We start from the raw sequence: 20,338 nt of genomic DNA, 5'->3' as shown, positions 1-20,338 counted from the left end.
AGGCTCCTGTGTCTTATGACGCAGGAGCCTTTTGTTATTGCTCACACCAGCTGTTCAAACCGCTCAAAGAACCGGAACAGCGTATCGCCGCTCATAGCCAGCGCACGGACACATATGCCCTGCACCGCGCGGCTTGCACCGGACATGCCGCCCGAATAGTCCGAACGGTATTTCTTGTCCAGTTCGTCTACTGCGGTATAATCCTCGCCTGCCAGAACGTTCGCCTTGCTGCCGTTCATGCAGATGAAGTGTCCGGTGCCGCCGTTTGCATAACGGTCGCCCGCGAAAGAAGCGCCGTCCGAGCCGCCGGTATTGCGTACCGAAGTACGCATAGCAGTTTCCGGACCGTAGTCCACGATGTTCTGTGCAGCGGTGATCAGCGTATCCAGATGACCGAGCAGATCATGAATCTCATAATCATCGTGACCGCTCCAGACAACCAGCTTGTCGAGATCGATCTCACCCGCTTCTTCCAGTGCAGTTACCTTATCGCGGAAGATGCGCAGGCTGGAAAGCAGCACGCGAACGTCATTGTTGACCAGAGTCAGCGAATCTGCAACGCTGCGACGATTGCAGCCCAGCTGGTCAGACGAATAAAGAACGTTGTGTGCCTTGTCGAGCAGCATCATGCAGCCCGGCGTATGACCCGGAATGTCGTAGTTATCCAGCACAACGCCGCCGAGATCAAACTGATAGCCTTCGCTGATGCAGGTAAAGTCGCCTGCCGTTACGGTCTTGTCGTTCACATACTTCAGCGCCATCGGGATATCCTTTTCGCTGATGCAGGTAAAGTCGCCTGCCGTTACGGTCTTGTCGTTCACATACTTCAGCGCCATCGGGATATCCTTTTCGCTGATGCAGGTAAAGTCGCCTGCCGTTACGGTCTTGTCGTTCACATACTTCAGCGCCATCGGGATATCCTTTTCGTTGATGTAGACCTTGCGGCTTGCCTGAACGAAATCGCCCAGTTGTGTGGTATGATCCGGATGACCATGCGAAATGTAAACATCAATGTTATCCGTACCTGCCAGCTGCTTACAGTATTCATACAGGTTATTTGCACCTGCCGATGCCATGCCTGCGTCGATCAGCAGTGCGCCCTTGGAGCCCTTGATCAGATACATCTTATCGCTGTCGTAATCGATAACACTCCAGACCTTCATGCCGTCCATATCGTACATCAGACGGCTCTTGTGCTCCAGTTTGGACATACGATCGATCGTGTAGGTAAAGGTTACAACATCGCTATCCTCCATGCCTTCCTTAGAGGCATAGGCTTTCAGTTCTACCTTGGTCTGCTTTGCAGTACCGTCCCAGTTATCCGTATCTGCACCGATGGTGATCAGTTCTTTCACTTCTGCACCGCCGAAACCAGAATCAGCCTTGAACTTGGTCTGATCAAAAACCTTCGCCGTATCCGAAGTCTTGGGGTCAGAACCATCTACTGTGTACTTGATCTCAGCGCCATCGGTATCCGAAAACAAAGCCATATACTGCGTTACCGTAAAGTTGCCCGGCGTATCCGGATAGTACGGGTCGGTATAGCTGTCATAATCCGTGTAGGTGTACGGTGCTGCGACCTGATTGCTGTTCTTCTTGCTGACGTTCAGTGTATAGGTCTTGCTGTCCGAACCGTTCTTCGCCGTTACCTTGATAACGAAGCGCGTAGTACCGCCGGTGAGTGTGCCCTGATAAGCCTTGCCGGACTCTACTGCATTGCCGTTCACGGTAATCTTCGCACCGGAGGAAGCTGCGGTCGGAACGATCTCGATCGAGGTCGTATTCTCGTCCACCTCAGCGACAAAGCTGGTCGTGGTCTTGCAGGTCGGCTTGGTGCCGTCCGTCGGGTACTGCCAGTTTACATTGATGCCGAAATTCGGGTCGTTCCACAGCAGATTGCCCTTCTCGCCCTGCTTGTGTACGGACAGATTGGACAGGTCTGCAATCTTATCTTCGTTGCCGTTGCGATAGCCGTCGGACAGGTAATTCTGCAGGTTGACATTGATGCCGACCCAGTTGATGTCCTTCAGGCGGTCGCCGACGACCACGGTCTTGGTGTTCTCGAGGTAGCCGTTAATGCTGTCCAGCGTGCGCAGAGTAGGCGTCATAGCATCTGTGCCCTCATCAACAACCTTCTGTACAGCCGTCTGCAGGATATCCAGATAGCTTGCCGTACCGTCCAGTACAACATCGTTATGACCGGTGAGAATGCGCTTTACCGTGCCGAGGCTGTCAACGCGCTCCAGTGCGATCTGAAGCGAGGACAGGTAAACGTCCATCGAGTCTGCGAAGAACGTCGAAGACAGGTTTGCGAACTGCATCCAGAACGAATCCATGATGTGTGCACGGTTGTTGCCGATCTGGTCGGTCGTGAACAGGTTGCCGGTCGCGGTATCAAACAGCATGATGCCTGCTACCTGATGGCCCGGCAGCTCGATCACGTTAAACTTGGTGCCGCCCATGTCGTAAACGTCACCGTTTTTCAGGGTTTCCAGCTGTGCGTCGTAAGCTTCGCTTGCTGCAGCCTCATCCGCAAACATTTTCGACGATATGCCGAACCGCTTGACATAATCACGCAGAACCTCGATACCACGCTCATTGACATAAACCTTAGCGCCCAGCGCCTTGTTTTCTGCGCACAGGAACTGGTGCGTCATCTGCACGTGGTCGGGATGCGGGTGACCGATAATCAGGTCGATCGGCTTGCCTTCGCCGACGATCTTTCGTGCGGTCTCGTACAGGTTTGCCGCGTCATCTGCGTCAAAGTAGCCGGCATCCAGAACCATTGCGCGGTCGGTGCCCTGCACCAGATACATCTTATCGCTGTCGTAATCCTGAATGAGCGTTACGTCCGGAACCTCGTTGCCGTTCCAGTCCTTGGGTGCGCCTACCTTCAGCTCGTGGTGCGGAATGCTGGTAACATCATAATTCCAGTTTGCAACACTGCTGGTCCTGCCGTTCTGCACCGCGATCGCCTTGACGTTATAGGTCTTGGTGACCGGACCATCCGCACTTGCGGTCGGCTGGGTGATCTCGATCTGACGATACTGGTAGGTTTCAAACTTTTTGCTTGCCGTGGTCGGAACGGCTGCCTTGTCCGCGCCTTCCGCGATCTCGTAGTAAATGTCTGCACCGTCCTGTGCGGTCAGCGTGACAAAATAGGTCATGTCATAGTTGAATACGCCCAGACTCTTGGAGGTCTCCTGCCCCTTGGGGCGCGGGTACGCGCTCGGTGCTGCCGGTGCAGACGAGCCACCGCCCGAAGAACCGCCGGAGGAGCCGCCCGTGCTGCCGGTCGTCAGAGTAGAGTTATGGATCTTGACCACCTTGCCGGTGATTTCGCAGCCGGTCGCCTTGACTTCGCCGGCCTTGCCGCCGAGAATGACCGTGCCGCTCAGCTTCGCCTTGTTCATCGTCACGCCGGAGGCCTTGACGATGACAATGCCGGTGCCCTTTGGCGTTACCGTGCCGGACTCGGTGATATAATCCGAAATCATGTTGTCGAGCAGCTTGACTACTTCTGCGCGGGTGATGTTCGCCTGCGGCTCAAAGCGGTTGCCGCTGCGGCCTGCGATGTAGCCGTTCTCCGCAAACGCTGCCACGTTTGCCATCGCCCACGAGGAAATGCGGCTGTTGTCCGCAAAATTCGTCGAGCTGCCGCCTGCTGTTACCGACAGCGCGCGTGCCAGCATGCTGACCGCCTCTTCGCGGGTGATCTTGTCCTTCGGGCGGACATTTTTGCCGTCGCCCTGCATCACGCCTGCCTGCGCCACACGCAGAATCGGGTCCGTGTAGTACGCCGTACCCAGATCAGCGAAAGTGTTCTCCGCCTTGGTCTAGTAGTCCATCACGCGGTCTATTATGACCGCCATATCCGCTCTTGTTATCGGGCTGTTCGGCTCAAAATCGCCGTCGTGGCTCTGCATGACACCGCGGTCGCTCCAGCGGTTGATCTCGTCTTCCGCCCAGTGTCCGCGGGTGTCCGCAAATGATACGGCAAAAGCTGACGGCAGCATCGTCAGCAGCATTGCCACAGTGATAAACCATGCACATATCCGTTTGCGTTTCATTTTCATTCTCCCTTCTTTACTCGTGTCGGCCGAATTTCATCGGTTTCCCTACTGGCATTATTGTACCGTGTTCGTACCAAAGCGAAAATGAAGAAAAGCCAGAATTGTTGCACGATACGCAGGAGTTTTGTGCGCTCGTGTTCGATGTTGTACGATTCCTATTTTGTTTATTGTACAATTGATAGAAACCTGCATTATTCGTCAAAACCGAACACACTCTGCAGACTCGGCAATGCCCGCTGTTTCCACTTGCGGCCGATTGTTACCGGATTGATCCCGCTTGCGCGCTGATATTTCATCAGCGCATCATACTGCGAGCCGGAAAGTTCCGCGCAAAGCGCACGGCGTGCCTTGCAGGCGCTGCCCATGCGTGAGGTCTGCGCAATCCATGTGCCCAGCCGCTTCCTCTGCACGGATTTTCCCGCTTGGGCAAGCTGCTCCTGCACCGCCGCAAGCGAGTAATATGTTCCCGCCGGAAAGCAGTCCTGCATAGCTTTGCACAGGATACACGGAGATTCCTGCAGAAATCGATGCAGCAATTCCGGTGAATAATTTAGATTGGTTATCCCGAAGTACTTTTGCAGCATGGCGGCTCCGTATTTTGCCTCAAACCGGAGCATGCCCTGCGCATCCTGATAGTCGGTGAATTGCGCATTGTAATCGTCCCGCAGTTGGTCTGCCTTGGAGTACAGAGAAACGGCATAATCCTCTGTGCTGTGTTTTAAATCGTAAGAATAGGCGTAATGAATCGGTTTATTCCGCTTTTTGTTGTCAAACCGCAGATAGGTCTGCTTGAAGCCGTTCGGCACACCGCCTCTGTGCGCTAGCGCAATATATGCGAGCGGGTCCGGCGTTTGGGCGTTCACACTGAAATCCACCCGCGCAAACATGAAGGTCTCCGGTGTGCCGAGCTGTGCATCCCGCAGTATATCGCGCAGATTGCAGTCCAGTGTTCTCATATAATCTCGGCACGGGCTGAATAATGCTACTCTCTGTATCTCCATATAGAGCAGCGAATTGAGATTGATTGTTAATTTGATAAAGCCGCAGTTTCGTGCGGCCCGCAGGCTGATCATCACGCCCTGCGGTGCGTACATGTAAAAATAGTATTCATTTTCTGATTTTCGATAGCTGCCTGTTCCATATCTGTCAGACAAGCCATACAGCAGACTGCGATAGCTGCTTACTTCCTCAAGCGGAATCTTCCGCTGTAACGTGATTGTATGTATAGAATGATAAATGTCCATCTCATATACCTTCTTCTTTTATAATTTTATCAGACTGTTGTGCACAGATAAAAAGTTATATCGTCCGAACAATACAGTAATAAACAGTAATCATTCAAGAACGATATTTGTTATACAAGATAGAAATATATAGCAATTACTATCCTGTCAGTTTATACTATAACTGAGAATTGAAAATATCCTATGGATAGATCATTTCTATCCTATAGGATTGGAATAAATATACTTTATATATAGAGGTGATACTCTTATGATTACATTTAAAGAAACTCCTCAATTTCTATCACCTTCCGAATCGTTTAAACTCCGAAAAAATATTCAAGAGGTCGAAGATGATCTGCGGTTTTTCTTTGCTTGGAAACCATCTAAATCTAACGCTAAGACTCTGCCAAATTGGCTTGATAAAAAACTAAAAAAATTTCCGTATCTGCAGAAACATACAAAAAATTTCCTATCTTTTCTGCACACACAAACCTCAACTTTTAACGGAACACAACAATCCTTATACGACATTTTGATCAGCTGTGTCATCACAGACTGGATCATGGCTGCGCTTCAAAAATATGAAAAGCAGTACCGTATAAAAGAATTTCGCACTGTCCTGCACCCGCAAACTACTGAAAAGGATCCCCCGAATAACTATATTCTGGAATTCAAAGCCTATTTTGATTGGCTGTTCCCCAACCTATCCGACAGCATCAAAATGTCAAATCTCCGGCGCAAACCGCTGCACAGCTATTATAACGACACAGACGACAATTCGTTCCTGCCGCGAACGCTGGACATGGAATTTCTCCAAGCAATAACCGTTCTGTATAACAACTATCTGCGTAAAGGCGATCTGCGCTATATGTTATCACCTGCCTGTTTCCTGCCTCTGATGAAACAGCACCCCTATTTCGTCTATTCACTTGAAAAATATTTTGGTTATTACCAGGCACATTGCAAGCGAAATGATTTCTCTCTTTCTACATGTGACGAACTTATTCGTTCTCTGTATGATGATTATGATCATTCTCCACATATTTACAATTACTTGCAAGCCTTCTATAGGTCTGTCTGCGTTTCATATACGGATCTTCTATCTTACTATGAGGATTTCTCCATTGTATGTAAAAAAATCAGCTACGCTATGATGACTTTGATTTATACGATAATCTTCAGACTGCTCATCAAGACTTCTCTACTTCTTATGAAAATCTTCTGGCCTATTATAACGATTTTCCGGTCGTATGCGAGGATTTGCCAACCTCTTATGACGATATCACAGATTTATATGAAGCCCTTCAAACAGAAACTTCATACGATCTCAAAGATGCCACCCGTGATTACTATTATTCGCTTTTCCAACTTGTTCAGCTGCTGCGAGAATGGCTCCGACTATTTTCCAATCGATATTACAGTTTCGCATTTCAAGATGAAGGCAACAGCAATTCACTTCTCCGCTTTCAAAACGCCGATGATGCTGTCGCAATCGATCCATTGATATACAACTGCTTTACTACAAAAGAACGACTTAAGCATTACCGCTTTGCCGTTAATCTTCTCAAAAAGCGTGGTCATTCACTCTCTCCCGACTGGGACAAGCAACTCTATTATTCTTTTTTCTGTACAAGCTATGATGAGGATCGATACAAGATTCTTTGCAGCTTAAAAAAGCAACTACATAAAAACGATATTCCTACCAATATCAGCAAACTATTTTACCTTTGCTTTTCCACTCTTGAATTCGTAGAAAATCCTCAATTCTCCGCATTACGCCAATTCCGTGAACTGGTTTGTTCCCCAGAGATCACGCGACGATTGGCCTATACTTTAAATGAAGCCAGCTTAAAAAAAGTATCCTCGGATTCCAATAAAGATACCGATACCAATCTGCATGTTTATTTGCAAAAACTGCAGACCGCATTGGAATCTGCAAAACGTAGCCATCAGTATGATGATATCTTCTGTACGCTAAGTGCATTGTTCTCGGATTCGAAATCATTTAAAATACCGCCAATTCCATCAAAACTGATGGATAACAAAACATTGAACAAAGAAATCAGCAAATACCGCAAACAGGCACAGGCAGCCAGAAAAGAGCTTCCCTCCGCTGTTGCCTCTTTTGTTGCAGCACTAAATGATTTTACCGCTGACGCACTCGAGCTGTCTCTGGAGCACAAGAAACAACATCACTCGTATGGATATACCCACCCCTTCTGGTTTCAATGTGAGCCACATGCCCTCGATATGCTTGAAGGGGATCCTCCATCTGTTCCGATACTGTTTGAACCGAATGACTATGTGACCGGACCCTGTACCAAGATGTTTTTTACCCGTCTTCATCGTATCATTTGGCCAAAGGCATCTTCTGATCCAAACACATCTTACTCCACCGCGGACTATTTCATCGGTGCTTTTGTAACAGCGCATCTTCTGGAACAGCAGATGGTCTCTGCTCCATCACCTGCACTTGATGAAGTTTACTTTCCGGGGGATTCTTTTCTGGACGAAGATGAAGAATCTGAAGTTACAAATCTCTGGCTGTGGGCACAGAACTTTTTGAAAACCGCGCAATCTTATCCCCAGTATGTGGATAACTATGAAGGACATGCAGCACAAGTACCTCACAAACTGCCGCTGAAGATGTCCGGTACCGATTTTCCATTACTGACCCATACAATTCAATGGTTCTATCCAGAAGATACTCTAACTAACCTGATGTACGATATATTGCTTTCCACAGAAGACAAACTGCTTGATTCATGTTGGTTCTTGTTGCCGTCTGATCAGCTTATCTCACGCGCTGAAGACTATCTTTCAAAAGGTGCTGATTACTGGAACTCCATTCGCCAGAATCAAGATCCTTTTGCGAATGATTAAACATTCCCATTTCCTATTTTTCACTGCGACCGTCTGCCTCGTGCAGACGGTCGTTTTTTTCATAACATAAATTTACCTGCTGTGAGCACACATCTTCTTTTCTCCCTGCTCATATCATTACACATTACATTTCCCGAACAATATTTCTATTTAAAATCGTATTATATCTATTTTTACTTTTTTTCAAAACTAGCTGTTATATTTCCCCTGCTGTGAGCACGTTAACTCGATTGGAGTTCTTTCATTATGTATAATAAAATCACAAACAGCGAAAAACGTTTTTCAAATCATCAACCCCATAAAAAGGAGCAAAATCATGAACAAAGAAGAGCTTATCCGTACCCTTGCCGCGCATGCGGCTGACGCTGTCGTCCTGCTTGAAAAAATCTGGCCCGACGACGCATTTCCCGCCAAGCTCTGCGATCGTGTCGATGCGAGCGATTACTTCATCACGAACCGCGGTGCGGTGATCGCCAACGACATGCGCGTGCCCTTTCTCGCCGAGCAGGTCGGCGCGGTCGGCATTTCGTCCGATGATGTGCACGTACGTTGGAAAATTATCACAGTATACTGGCCGTACCTCCGTCTATCGTACGCCGTCCGCACGACCGCATGGGACAAGAAACCGCGCTTTCCGGGTCTTGATCTCAGCGACCGAGAGGTTGACCTTGTATACGAGATGTGCGACACCTTATCCCGCAATCGTGCGTACATTGAGAAAGATTTTTCGACGGAAAAGACGCTTTTTGCCGACATTCTCAGCAACACGTACGCTGCCAAGTCGCTCGGTGCTTTCGACGAATCCCGATTCATCGAACTGCTGCAGAATGACCCGCTTGTCCTGCCGGTTCTCGAGGCCGTACTGCTCGCAAGCGTATGGAGCGAATCGACACTGGAAAGCGTCCCGAATTTCCTTATGGTTTTCGCACTGCCGAACGCGCAGGCCCTTTCGGTTCGCGAAAACCTCGAGGAACACTTCCATACGGTTGACCTGCTCCGCTCTCCATCTGCACCGTTCGAGCGCCCACTTACGCTGCGCCTCGAAAACAGCCAGCCGCCGGTGTACAGCCCCGCTGCAAGCGGGCGTCTTGTCCTGCTCGAGCCGATCGGAGACGCACCGCGCAAGCTGCTGATCGACACGATCGAACAGCATTCGCGCATTCGGCTGCTTACCAGCAACGCCGAGGCACGCCCGTTTGCCGCGTTCCCCATCGTCATCTCCACGCGTACCTTTCCGGCGGCGTATGCGTACACCGTCACTGTGCCCCAACAGGCACACTCTCTACGCGAGTCCGACGCAGACTGCCTTCGCCTGGCGGCTGCCAAGCTACTGTGCTGCATTTCTGGAGCAGCAGGCACGCTCAACGAGGCCATTGATGATCTTGCCGGCAATCCACACGCCTACCGGCTGAATCTTCCGGAGCGCTGGATTACCATTGCACGGCAGTTTATCCGCCACGCTCTGCTGACCAATGAAAACAGCCGTGCTGCATTCGACCGCATCTCCGGCGAGGCTGAGCGCGTCGCAAAAGAGGCACAGCTTTCCCGCGCAGAAACAATCGATAAGGGTGTTGCCTTCCTGCTCGAGCCGGAGCGTTACAAGGACGCGATCCATCCGCGGCCGCAGTCACTCGAGGAACTTGCTGAGACAACGGCGTTCGAATACACGTATCAGAACGAGCCGCTGCTAGTCTATCATCCCGACCGCTTCGCTGGTCTGCTGCAGCGTGCCGGAGTCGGTCCCGAGCTTGTCGAAGATGTTGTACAGGCATTGAAGGACCGTTCGCTCTGCACGTCTGAAAAGATAAAAATCAACACTGAGGGGGCTGGCAGACGCTATCTTGCAATCCCAACGAAAAAGTTCACGAATTCCCGCATTCCAGCCGTTCCGGCGGGTAACTAGGAGGACAATAATGTATAACAATGATATATATCCTGCACTGCAGACGTTCGGTATCGAACGTCTGCGCAAGGAACAGGAACGCGCACTGACACCGATTCTTGCCGGACGTGATGTCCTCGTTCGGCTGCGAACCGGCGGCGGAAAGTCATTACTGTACCAGCTGCCTACACTGCTCGATGAGCCGGGTTCGCTCACGCTTGTTTTCTCGCCCTTGCGCGCGCTGCAGCGCGATCAAGTACAGGCACTCGAGCGCAGAGGCGTGCACGCCGCCCTGCTGAACTCCGACCTCAGCACGTCCATGCACGCTGATATTCTGCGAGACTTTGCCGTAAACGGCGGCCTTCTCTACCTTGCGCCGGAGCAGCTCCGCCGTGAGGACGTGCGCACCGCACTTGCCGCCGCGCATGTGCGCCGCGTGGTCGTTGACGAGGCGCATATCCTGCCGCAGGTCGAGCACGGCTTTCGCAAGGACTACCGCCGTATCGGGCCGTTCATCGAATCGCTGCCCGAACACCCGCAGGTGCTGGCGTTCACCGCGACCGCTACGCGCTCCGACCTCAGCTACATCGCCGAGCGGCTGTGCATGCGCGACCCGAAACGCTTGCTGTTTCCGATCGCAAGGAAGAATATTAAACTTTATATCAAGAAAATTACCGTCCAAGGCAAGACCAGAAAGACCCGCAAGCTGCAGAACGCACGGCTCAGACTGCTGGACGATGTACTGCGCAAGTACCGCAAGCACGGAGCGACTATCATCTACTGTCCATGCGTCAAGGATGTCAAGCGCACGACCAAATGGCTGCGCTCCCGTGACTATCCGGTGAAGGCTTATCACGGCAAAATGAAACGACGCAAGCGTGCCCGCGTGCAGGACTACTTTCTGACGGAAAAGAAACCGATCATCGTGGCTACGAACGCCTTCGGTCTGGGCATTGATCGTCCCGACGTGCGGCTGGTCGTGCACGCCGGACTGCCCATCGGCATCGATGCGTACACGCAGGAAATCGGCCGCGCCGGACGTGACGGAAAGAAGGCCCGCGCCGTACTGCTCTATTCGCCGTCGGACGAATACGTGGTGAAAAACCTGATCCGCAGCAACAAGGACCCCGAAACCGTTTCCCGCGGCAAGCAGCGTCTCAAAGTGCTGAAAAAGGTCCTGCGCAATCCGGATAAGGTGTGGAATGGAATCAAAAAGTACTTTCGCTAAGCGTATCAACCGCGCCTGTCATTGATATATTATTTATACGTATCATGATTAAACCGCCCGTATTGCGGCAATCCTAACTAACAGAAGGAGGAATTTCCATGACCAACAGCTTCCAGTGTGCGCAGATTTATCAGATTCTTGCGCTCAATGACGAAATGCTCAAAAGCGGCTGCATCACCCGCGACGAGCACGACTTTGTCCGCCATGTGCAGACGGACAAGCTGTCCAAGCTGCACGGCCGTGCGGTCGTCAGCACCCGGGGCACCAGCCTGCAGTAAGGAGGCCCCCCGATGGACGTCCGCAGACTGGACGAAATGCAGGCACAGGGCCGCAGTATTTTCGATACCGAGCTTGCTGTGGCGTACTACGCCCGCGTTTCGACCGACAAAGACGAGCAGATCAACAGTCTCGGCAACCAGAAACGCTATTTTGAGGACTATATCGCCGCAAATCCGCACTGGACATTCGCCGGAGGCTATGTGGATGAGGGCATCAGCGGCACGTCTGTCGAGGGACGTGAGCAGTTTCTCAAGATGATCGAGGACGCGAAACGCGGCCGCTTTGACCTCATCGTCACCAAGGAAATCAGCCGTTTCGCCAGAAATACACTCGACAGCCTGCGCTACACGCGTGAGCTGCTGCGCTGCGGCGTGGGCGTGTACTTTCAGAACGACAACATCAACACCTTTGACAAGGATGCCGAACTGCGGCTCACCATCATGTCCTCCATCGCGCAGGACGAGGTGCGCAAGCTGTCCGAGCGCACGCGCTTCGGCTTTAAGCGGGCACAGGAGAACAGCGTGCTGCTCGGTCAGAACAATCTGTTCGGGTACAACAAGGTTGACGGGCGATTGGAGATTGTCGAGCCGGAAGCCGCCGTCATCCGTGAGGTGTTCGAGCGCTACGCTGCCGGAGACCTCGGTCTCCGCGCCATTGCCAACGATCTGGACAGCCGCGGTGTGCGCGGACGGCAGGGCAAGCCGCTCACCTACTCCACGCTGTACGGCATGATCCGCAACCCGAAATACAAGGGCTGCTATGCCGGTCGGCGGTACGCCTCGCGCGACTACCGTGACAAACGCAGCTACCGCCTGAGTGCAGACAAATGGCTCGTGCATAAGGACGACCGTGTGCCTGCCATCGTGCCCGAAGCGCTGTGGGAGCAGGCTAACCGTCTGCTTGCCTCACGCGGCAAGACCATGAAGGCGCACGCGCAGGCATCCCAGAACCGCTACGCCTACAGCGGCAAGCTGATCTGTGCCAGGCACGGTACAACTTTCCACAGGCATGTGTATAAAAGCAAAAGCCGTGGCGAGTCGGAATGCTGGAACTGCAAACTGTACCGCGAAAAGGGAAAACAGGGCGGCTGCGACTCCCCCACAGTTTACAGCCACGAGCTGGACCGCATTTTGGAGCGTGTGTTCGAGCAGATAACGGACGAGCGCTCAGCCGCCGTGCAGGAGTACATCGACAATCTGCGCGCCTTTGCCGCACAGCAGGATAACGCCCCTGCGCTTGCTCAAGTCGAGCAGGAAATCGAAACGGTCACCCGCCGCAAGGACAAGCTGCTCGACCTCGCGCTTGCCGGGGCGCTCTCCAACGACGAGTTCAAACAGCGCAACGAGACCTGCAACGAACAGCTTGCCGCCCTCGAGCAGCAGCGAACAGAACTACAGAACGCAGACAAGACACTGGAAGAACGTATCCGACGGGTGGAAAATCTGCGCCGCATTATCGAGGAACGGTGGCAGATGAGCTGCGGGTTCTCGCGCGAGATGTCCAAGGCGCTCGTTGACCATATCATCGTTGACTCGGACGAGAGCAAAACCCGTATCTCGCTCGATATTTTCCTCACCACCGGTGCAGAGCCGATCGTATCTGAGACGCAAACCTCTAACGCGCAGCTGCAAATGCGCTTTCAGCGAGCACGTTCCGGTTATCAGGGTGAGTACACGGTGACGTATCTCGTGCGCTGGCATTTGGAATAAAAAGCAGTGATACCTTTCCAATTGGGAAGCATATCACTGCTTTTATCCTTTTTTACAATTCCAGCGGAGCCAGTGTTGTCGTATCAATCGAGCGAATCGCTGACCGAAGCGGCAACACCGCCGACGGCGAAACCGAAAGCTCGTCGATACCCATCGACAGGAAGGTTTCGGTCAGTTCCGCGTCTGCGCCGAGTTCGCCGCAAATGCCGATCCAGATTCCGGCCTTGTGCGCGTTCTCGGCTGCCATGCGGATCATGCGGAGCACCGCCGGATGATGGGCATCAAAAAAACGGTCGAGACCCACACCCTGTCGGTCAACCGCCAGCGTGTACTGCGTCAGATCGTTCGTACCGACCGAGAAAAAGTCTACCTCATGTGCCAGCTCTGCGCTCATCATGACGGCGGCCGGCGTCTCGATCATAATGCCCAGCTCGACCGTATCCGCCATCGGCACGTCCTCTTCCGCGAGTTCCGCACGAATGTTGCGGCAGATGCGCTTGATCTCCTGTACCTCCCAGACCGAGGTGATCATCGGGAACATGATAGCGATTTTGCCGTACGCCGATGCGCGGTACAGCGCCCGCAGCTGTGTGCGGAACACCTCCGGACGGGTCAGACAAATGCGGATGGCACGCAGACCCATGGCAGGGTTTTCCTCTTTGTCGAGGTGGAAATAGTCCGCCTGCTTGTCCGCGCCGATGTCCAGCGTGCGGATGATAACGCGCCTGCCGCCCATGCGCTCCGCGACCGTCTTATAAGCCTCAAACTGCTCGTCCTCGGTCGGATAGTCGCTGCCCTGCAGGTACAGAAATTCCGAGCGGAACAGGCCGATGCCGCCGCCGTCATTCTGCAGAACCGCATCAATATCTGCCGGAGAGCCGATATTGCAGTAGACCATCACATTCCGGCCGTCCTTGGTCACATTCGGCTTGCCCTTGAGTTGATCGAGCAGTTCTTTCAACGCCTTCTCCTTGGCCTGCTTTTTGAGCAGACGCTCGCGCTCGGCGTCATCCGGTTCCACGACCGCCTCGCCGGTCTGGCCGTCAATGATGGCGTACTTGCCCTCCATTTCCGGCTGCAGCGCATCTCCTGCACCGATAATGGCCGGAATGCCCATCGTGCGGGCCAGAATCGCCGTGTGTGAGTTCGCCGAGCCGCCTGCCGTGATGAATCCCAGAATAAGCGCCTTATCCAGCTGCACGGTCTCGCTCGGCGCAAGATCATCTGCCGCCACGATACACGGCACATCGGACGCGATGCCGCTTTCGCCTTCGCCGGTCAGAATGCCGATGACACGCGCGGAAATATCGCGGATATCCGCTGCACGCGCCTGCATGTAGCTGTCGTCCATCGCAGCAAACATTTCCGCGAACTGTGCACCGGTGTCGCTGACGGCGGCCTCGGCGTTTACACGGTCGTTCTCAATCATACCCTCGATGCTCTCCACGAAATCCAGATCGTCCAGCATCATCTGGTGCGCCTCGAACAGCATTGCCGCGTCCTCACCGGCCTCAGCAAGTGCCTTGTCATACAGCTTTGCGAGCTGCTCCTTCGCCGTTTCCCGCGCTGCGCGGAATCGCTCCAGCTCTGCCGCAGTATCGCTCACCTCATGGCGCGGAATGACGCCGCTTGCTCTGCGATAAAAGCTGATCGGGCCTGCCGCTACGCCTTTGGATACGCCTTTGCCGAAAATCTGCTCCATCTCGCTCACTCCTTACAGGTTCGCCTTGAAAAATGCCTCGATCTGCGCTGCCGCTTCCGCTTCGTCCTCGCCTTCCACTTCCACGCGAACAGTATTGCCGTGCTTGATGCCCATGCCCATGATGGCGATCAGACGGCGTGCATCCGCTTTTTTATCGCCGAAATGCAGGAAAACCTTGCTCTTGAACTTCGCGGCCTCCTTCGCCAGCATGCCTGCCGGACGTGCATGAATGCCAATGGAATCCGTAATGGTGTACTCAAATGCTGTCATGATGAAAACTCCTTTTTTCTTCATTCAAATGGTGGATTGCGGCGAGAAACGTCGCTGCAACCTGCGGTTCGTGTCCATAAAAGTCCACTGCGCCCGGTCGATACGGCGGCTTGTCCTCGCTGAGAAATCCGCTGCCGCCGGTGACGATCAAACCGTGTCTGCGTGCCAGTGTGTGATACCGTGCGGTATCTGCTTGGCTGTGACTGCCGTATGCCGCAATGCCGTCGAATGCCGCCACCGGAAAGGTGTCGTCCATCTCATTCGGCGGCACGAGCACGGCCAGTCCGCCTGCTTCGTGAATCGTGCGAATCGCCTGCTCGGCTGCAAACGACTGCACCGAATCGTTCCGCGTCCGCTCAATCTCGAGCAGCGCCGGACAGGTGATGTCAATGCCGATGCCGAGCGTAAGGAAATCCCGTTCCCGCCAGCGGCAGTCGAGTTCAATGCCGGGCAGGATACGCACACCGAGCTGTGCGCCGCGCCAGATACATTCCGGCACACCGCTGACTGCCCGCCGATCGGTCAAAGCCGCCAGCGTCAGCCGTTCCTCACAGCAGCGCTCGGCCAGTGCACGCGGCGAAAGCTCACCGCCTGCAGTCAGGCTGCTGTGGATTTGCAGATCGGTTTGTGCCATGGAAAGACCTCCGACAAGGTTCAGGATACGGGAAGGATTTCGGAAGGACAGGCCGCGTCCTCCGGGATAAACCAGCGCTGATGCACGCGTACCGCGCCGAGAATCTCACGGTTTTCGCAAAGCTGCCGCAGTTCGGCGGCGGAAATGTGCCATAAAACCGCAGCTTCCGGAATGGTCATAAACGGCATGTCTCTTCCTCCTCTTGTGTTATTGGAATAGGTGATAGACCGCCTGTGCCACGCCGTCATGGTCGCAGTCTGCGGTGATGTATTTTGCCAGATCCTTGAGCGCTGCATCCGCGTTGCCCATCGCCACCGGCATCCCGACTGCGCGAAGCATTTCCGCATCGTTGTCGCTGTCACCGATGGCGACCATTTCAGTGGGCGTCACGCCGAGCATCTCGCCTAAGCGGGTGAGCGCGCGGCCCTTGTCCGCACCGGCGGGCAGAATTTCAAAGTTGTCCGAGCCGGAGCTTGTGATCGTTAGACCCGGCAACGGCCGAATCTCCGCAAGCGCCTGTTCGAGCACCTCGCGTTCGCCGAGGGCGTATACCTTGGTGACGTTCAGATGGTTTTTCCGAATCTCACCGGCGATGTCCTCCACGACAATTTTATTCGCATGAAAGCCCTCTACGCGGTAATTTGCGACAAAATCGCGGTTGGAATATTCGTTGATATAGATTTTGCTGCCGACGTAGATCATCACGCGTACCGGCCGGCTCTGCACCGCCTCGACCACCTTTGCGCCGATTTCGCACGGCATGTCCCAGCTTTGCAGAATGCGCTCATCCGATGCAGTGGCAATCGCCGTGCCGCCCGCCGTGACCATCAAATCCTCGCAGGGCAGCTCACGGGCGAACTCCGCCGCTTCGCCGACAATGCGTCCGGTCGAGAGCACAACGTGTACGCCGCGTTCCTTGACCCACCGGAGCGCCTGTTTGACCTCGAGCGTTACCTCCTTGCGGGAGTTTAGCAGTGTGCCGTCCAGATCGAGCGCGAGCAAACGGTATTTCATGCCTGTACCTCCTCCGATATGGCGATAAATGGCGCACGCCACGCCGTCCTCGTCGCACGAAGTGGTCACTTCGTCAGCGGCTGCCCGTGCAATCGGAGAAGCGTTGCCCACTGCAATGCCCAGTCCGGCGGCGCGGAGCAGCGGCGCGTCAATATCGTGATCACCGAGTGCCATCACCTCATTGGGCGAGATGTGCAGCGAATCGCACAGCACATGCATGGCCGTGTTCTTGCCCGCCCCTGCCGGTACGACTTCAAGATATTCGTCCTTGGAGCGCACGAGCGTCATCGGCAGGTGCTTTGCCTCCAGTACCGGAATCATTTCGTCAATCTGCGATTTCTCGCCCATGCAGAGCAGTTTGTGCGCGCCTGCGTCGCCCCAGTCTGTAAACAGAGTCTCCAACGGCGCGATGGTCGGCTGTACGCCGGTTATCTGCGCCTCGGCGCGGCTCCACTCGTCCTCGGCGGCAATGAGCCAGTCGAGGTCGCGGTAAACGCTCAAGTGGATACCTCTCGCCTGCGTTTCCTGCAGGACAGCCTGCACACATGCGCGGGTCAGGCGGCTGTCCGCCAGCCGGTTTTCGCCCGAGAGAATAAGTCCTCCGCCGCAGCACACCAGCGGTCCATCCATGCCAAGCGCATCCCGAATCGGGAACACCGCCCGCGGCGGTCGTGCGCTCATCAGGCAGATGGTCACGCCGTTCTTCGCCGCAGACTGCACAGCCTCGCGGTTGGCGGGCGGCAGCTTGTGCGCGGAATTCAGAAGCGTGCCGTCAATATCCATGCACAGCAGCCGATATTGTTGTTGATTCATAGATTTTTTCCTTTATACCTGTTCTGCCGCCGACAAAATGTTGGCGACATTGCGGTTTCCGTTGCGGATGCCCAGTCCGATCACAGCCGCGCAGACCGCGCACACCAGCGCGATAATCACGCCGCACACGCCGCCCGCGAAGCGCAATCCGCTGCCCGCGATGCCCCACCAGGCCAGCACCGCCGCGCAGGAGGAGAGCAGCATAGCGATTCGCTTCCAAAGGGAAAGCTGCCGAAGGGCCTGCTGCTGCTGTTTGGCCTCGTGCAGTAATGCGGTCTTGTTCATTGAGAAAACTCCTTTCCTGTACGGCGGCCGCTGAACGATTTCGTTCAGCGGCCAGAGGGGTGAAAGTGTGATATAGTCTGAGTGAATCTGAATTAGTATGCGAGCTGCGGATCAAAGAATCCAACCAGCACGCCGACCAGCGCAATGCCGACCAGCACGAGCATAACGGTCGTCGGTGCCATTTTCTTCTTACTCATCAGCCAGTAGCAGAGCATAACGGTAGCCAGCGGCAGCATCTTGGGGAATATGGTATCCAGCACATCCTTCTGGAGCGATATATCACCGGGCAGGACAAGCGGCGTTGTAATCGAAATCCAGCTTGCGGCAACCGCGCCGATAACGACCGTACCGAGCATAATAATGCTCTCGCGGATGGCGTTCGCCTTTTCGCCGACGATCATCTCAACCGCCTTGCCGCCGAGCTCATAGCCTTTGAAGTACAGCAGACGCATGCCGAGCGTCAGGATAACATTGTACGCGATGATGTAGAAGATCGCGCCGAGCGGCGAGCCGCCCGAGGATAAGCCGAGCGCAACGCCCAGCAGAATCGGAATCAACGTGCCGACCAGCAGGCTGTCACCGATACCGGCGACCGGTCCCATCAGACCGGCGCGAATGCCGTTGATCATCTCACCGTCGATGTCCTCACCGTTGGCCTTGGCTTCTTCCAGACCGGCGGTCATGCCGACGATGACGGTGCCGAGCTGCGGCTCGGTGTTGAAGAATGCGGAATAAGTCTTGAGGGCTTCGGTCTGCTCCTCCTTGGTATCATACAGCTCCTCTACCAGCGGCAGCATGGCGCACAGGTAGCCGAAGGTCTGCATATGCTCCTGCGAAAAGCAGGTCAGATGGCCGTAAAACCAGTTGCGGAACGATTTGTTCAGCGCTTTCTTGGAAAGTTTCTTTTCTGCCATGATCAAATCTCCTCCTCATCGTCGTCAAATTCCGCTGCGGCAGCAGATGCAGCTGCGGGAGCGGCTTTCTGCAAAGCAAGGATCTTGATGCGGTAGTTGATGACCGCAAAGAAACCGCCGACGATAGATGCCGCGATCAGATTGAGGCCCATGCAAGCGGCCAGCGTGAAGCCGAATACGAATACCAGAATATCAACCGGCTTGGTCGCAACCTGCTTGAGCAGGATGGCGATACCGACTGCCGGAAGCAGCGAGCCGACGGTGAACAGTGTTTTCATTGCAACGCCGTCCATTGGCAGGTAGGCCTTCATCAGATCTACCATGCTGGTGCCGACCTTGGTGATGATAAACGTCGGAATAAACGAGCACAGGATGTGGGAAATCCACGGGAGACCCATATCGACCACATACAGCTTGCGCAGATCGCCCTTTTCCAGAGCGCGCCAGCCCATATGCTGCCAAACGAGGTTTACGGTAGCTGTTCCGTAGAACAGCACGGTGCCGATGGTGCCGACAGCCGAACCGAGCGTTACCGCCATTGCCTGTCCCTCAGCGGATGCGGGATTGAGACCCATGGAATGCACGGCAACCATGGAAAGCGGAATGCCGATGTAAGAGATCGCGCGAACGTCAGCGGAAACCGTGCCGCCCGGCGTTACGAGCGCGATGTATACGACCTGAATGGCCGCGCCGAGATAGATACCGGTCTGCACATCGCCCATGATGAGGCCGACGATCAGACCCGCTACCAGCGGACGGCCCAGCGTGTAGTTGCCGAGCACCGTACCGCCCAGACCGGGCATGGATGCCAGACATGCGAGCAATCCGAACAATGCAGCCTGCCAAACTTGAACTTGCATAAGTTCTCCCTCTTTTCTTTTTTATTTTGTGAAATAGAATTTAGTAGCCGAACTGACCGCGGAACTTCTTCCAGTTGCCGATGGCGGCCTCCTTGATGAGCGCGAACTCTACTTCGTAGCCCTTCTGCATAATGGCCTCGAGTGCGTCCGCCTCCGGCTGGGTGATCGCCTGATTGTTGCCCAGCTTGGTCGCGCCCGGACGGTCGTTGCACGGTCCGATGATAACCGTCTTTACCTCACCGGGATCAAAGCCGTCGTCCACGAGGATGCTCTTCATCGTGATCGGGTCCTTGGTGATGAGGAAGTAGCGATCCTTGCTGGCAAGCACCTTGCCGCACTTTGCGCGCCACTCGTCGAGCGTCCACACGAAGGTCTTTTTGTCGCTGGCGTTCTTGTACGCCGCCTTGAGTACCGGCGTGGTAGCCGCCTTGTCGTTTACGGCAATGAGGCCGTCGCACGGATACTCGAGCGCCCAGCGCGTGCAGGTCTGGCCGTGGATCATACGGTCGTCAACACGAATAAAAGAGATTGACATAACTTTTTCCTCCTTATACTACTCTATTGTG

At 54.2% G+C, this 20,338-nt stretch carries 18 protein-coding genes; 6 read left to right on the top strand and 12 right to left on the bottom strand.

Translation table 11 applies throughout. From position 1 onward, the window contains the following. Nucleotides 1-41: 41 nt before the first annotated feature. From PG722_RS05580 to PG722_RS05570, 3 genes are all read right to left on the bottom strand, one after another. Nucleotides 42-3,809, bottom strand: coding sequence for an MBL fold metallo-hydrolase (locus PG722_RS05580; RefSeq protein ID WP_270579917.1), 3,768 nt, complete (start codon nt 3,807-3,809; stop codon nt 42-44). A 27-nt stretch (nt 3,810-3,836) separates the two neighbouring features. Then, nucleotides 3,837-4,070, bottom strand: coding sequence for an S-layer homology domain-containing protein (locus tag PG722_RS05575; RefSeq protein ID WP_158575076.1), 234 nt, complete (start codon nt 4,068-4,070; stop codon nt 3,837-3,839). 194 nt (nt 4,071-4,264) lie between these two features. Next, nucleotides 4,265-5,317, bottom strand: a complete 1,053-nt coding sequence (locus PG722_RS05570) for a hypothetical protein (protein WP_270579908.1) — start codon at nt 5,315-5,317, stop codon at nt 4,265-4,267. Nucleotides 5,318-5,567: 250 nt separating this feature from the next. On the opposite strand from PG722_RS05570, the gene PG722_RS05565 reads away from it, so the two are divergent. From PG722_RS05565 to PG722_RS05540, 6 genes are all read left to right on the top strand, one after another. Then, nucleotides 5,568-6,803, top strand: a complete 1,236-nt coding sequence (locus PG722_RS05565) for a hypothetical protein (RefSeq protein ID WP_270579906.1) — start codon at nt 5,568-5,570, stop codon at nt 6,801-6,803. After that, nucleotides 6,800-8,182: a hypothetical protein gene (locus tag PG722_RS05560; protein WP_270579905.1), complete on the top strand. Its 1,383-nt coding sequence runs from the start codon at nt 6,800-6,802 to the stop codon at nt 8,180-8,182. The genes PG722_RS05565 and PG722_RS05560 overlap by 4 nt, the downstream gene beginning before the upstream one ends. A gap of 316 nt (nt 8,183-8,498) precedes the next feature. Continuing rightward, entirely contained in the window at nt 8,499-10,085 is a 1,587-nt protein-coding gene (locus PG722_RS05555; RefSeq protein WP_270579904.1) for a hypothetical protein, read from the top strand. 10 nt (nt 10,086-10,095) lie between these two features. Further along, complete coding sequence (locus PG722_RS05550) at nt 10,096-11,292, top strand: RecQ family ATP-dependent DNA helicase (RefSeq protein WP_118284928.1); 1,197 nt, start codon at nt 10,096-10,098, stop codon at nt 11,290-11,292. 98 nt (nt 11,293-11,390) lie between these two features. Beyond that, a complete protein-coding gene (locus tag PG722_RS05545) occupies nt 11,391-11,570 on the top strand; it encodes a hypothetical protein (protein ID WP_117751244.1) in 180 nt (59 codons plus the stop codon). Nucleotides 11,571-11,582: 12 nt separating this feature from the next. Continuing rightward, entirely contained in the window at nt 11,583-13,280 is a 1,698-nt protein-coding gene (locus PG722_RS05540; RefSeq protein WP_270579903.1) for a recombinase family protein, read from the top strand. Nucleotides 13,281-13,332: 52 nt separating this feature from the next. On the opposite strand, the gene ptsP is transcribed toward PG722_RS05540, so the two are convergent. From ptsP to PG722_RS05495, 9 genes are all read right to left on the bottom strand, one after another. Beyond that, nucleotides 13,333-14,982 carry a phosphoenolpyruvate--protein phosphotransferase gene (gene ptsP / locus PG722_RS05535; protein WP_270579902.1) on the bottom strand — a complete coding sequence of 550 codons (1,650 nt, stop codon included), beginning with the start codon at nt 14,980-14,982 and terminating at the stop codon, nt 13,333-13,335. A 12-nt stretch (nt 14,983-14,994) separates the two neighbouring features. Next, on the bottom strand, nt 14,995-15,252 hold the full coding sequence (locus tag PG722_RS05530; RefSeq protein WP_117489539.1) for an HPr family phosphocarrier protein: 258 nt from the start codon (nt 15,250-15,252) through the stop codon (nt 14,995-14,997). Continuing rightward, the gene (locus PG722_RS05525; RefSeq protein WP_270579901.1) at nt 15,239-15,886 is read right to left on the bottom strand and encodes a PHP domain-containing protein; all 648 of its coding nucleotides are present in this window, start codon (nt 15,884-15,886) and stop codon (nt 15,239-15,241) included. Before PG722_RS05525 ends, PG722_RS05530 begins: the two co-directional genes overlap by 14 nt. Nucleotides 15,887-15,906: 20 nt before the next feature. Beyond that, complete coding sequence (locus tag PG722_RS05520; RefSeq protein ID WP_118646504.1) at nt 15,907-16,074, bottom strand: helix-turn-helix domain-containing protein; 168 nt, start codon at nt 16,072-16,074, stop codon at nt 15,907-15,909. Nucleotides 16,075-16,093: 19 nt separating this feature from the next. Next, nucleotides 16,094-17,713: a Cof-type HAD-IIB family hydrolase gene (locus PG722_RS05515; protein ID WP_270579900.1), complete on the bottom strand. Its 1,620-nt coding sequence runs from the start codon at nt 17,711-17,713 to the stop codon at nt 16,094-16,096. 12 nt (nt 17,714-17,725) lie between these two features. Then, nucleotides 17,726-17,998 carry a hypothetical protein gene (locus tag PG722_RS05510; RefSeq protein WP_270579899.1) on the bottom strand — a complete coding sequence of 91 codons (273 nt, stop codon included), beginning with the start codon at nt 17,996-17,998 and terminating at the stop codon, nt 17,726-17,728. 92 nt (nt 17,999-18,090) lie between these two features. Further along, the gene (locus tag PG722_RS05505) at nt 18,091-18,912 is read right to left on the bottom strand and encodes a PTS system mannose/fructose/sorbose family transporter subunit IID (RefSeq protein ID WP_117489529.1); all 822 of its coding nucleotides are present in this window, start codon (nt 18,910-18,912) and stop codon (nt 18,091-18,093) included. 2 nt (nt 18,913-18,914) lie between these two features. Then, on the bottom strand, nt 18,915-19,772 hold the full coding sequence (locus PG722_RS05500; RefSeq protein WP_118360730.1) for a PTS mannose/fructose/sorbose/N-acetylgalactosamine transporter subunit IIC: 858 nt from the start codon (nt 19,770-19,772) through the stop codon (nt 18,915-18,917). 40 nt (nt 19,773-19,812) lie between these two features. Continuing rightward, complete coding sequence (locus tag PG722_RS05495) at nt 19,813-20,307, bottom strand: PTS system mannose/fructose/N-acetylgalactosamine-transporter subunit IIB (protein ID WP_117489526.1); 495 nt, start codon at nt 20,305-20,307, stop codon at nt 19,813-19,815. Between the last annotated feature and the right edge of the window lie 31 nt (nt 20,308-20,338).

The sequence above is a fragment of the Butyricicoccus sp. OF27-2pH9A genome, from assembly GCF_027693185.1.
Lineage (GTDB): Bacteria > Bacillota > Clostridia > Oscillospirales > Butyricicoccaceae > Agathobaculum > Agathobaculum butyriciproducens.
The sequence above is the reverse complement of the archived record's forward strand: the minus strand, read 5'-3'. Positions and strand labels throughout refer to the sequence as shown.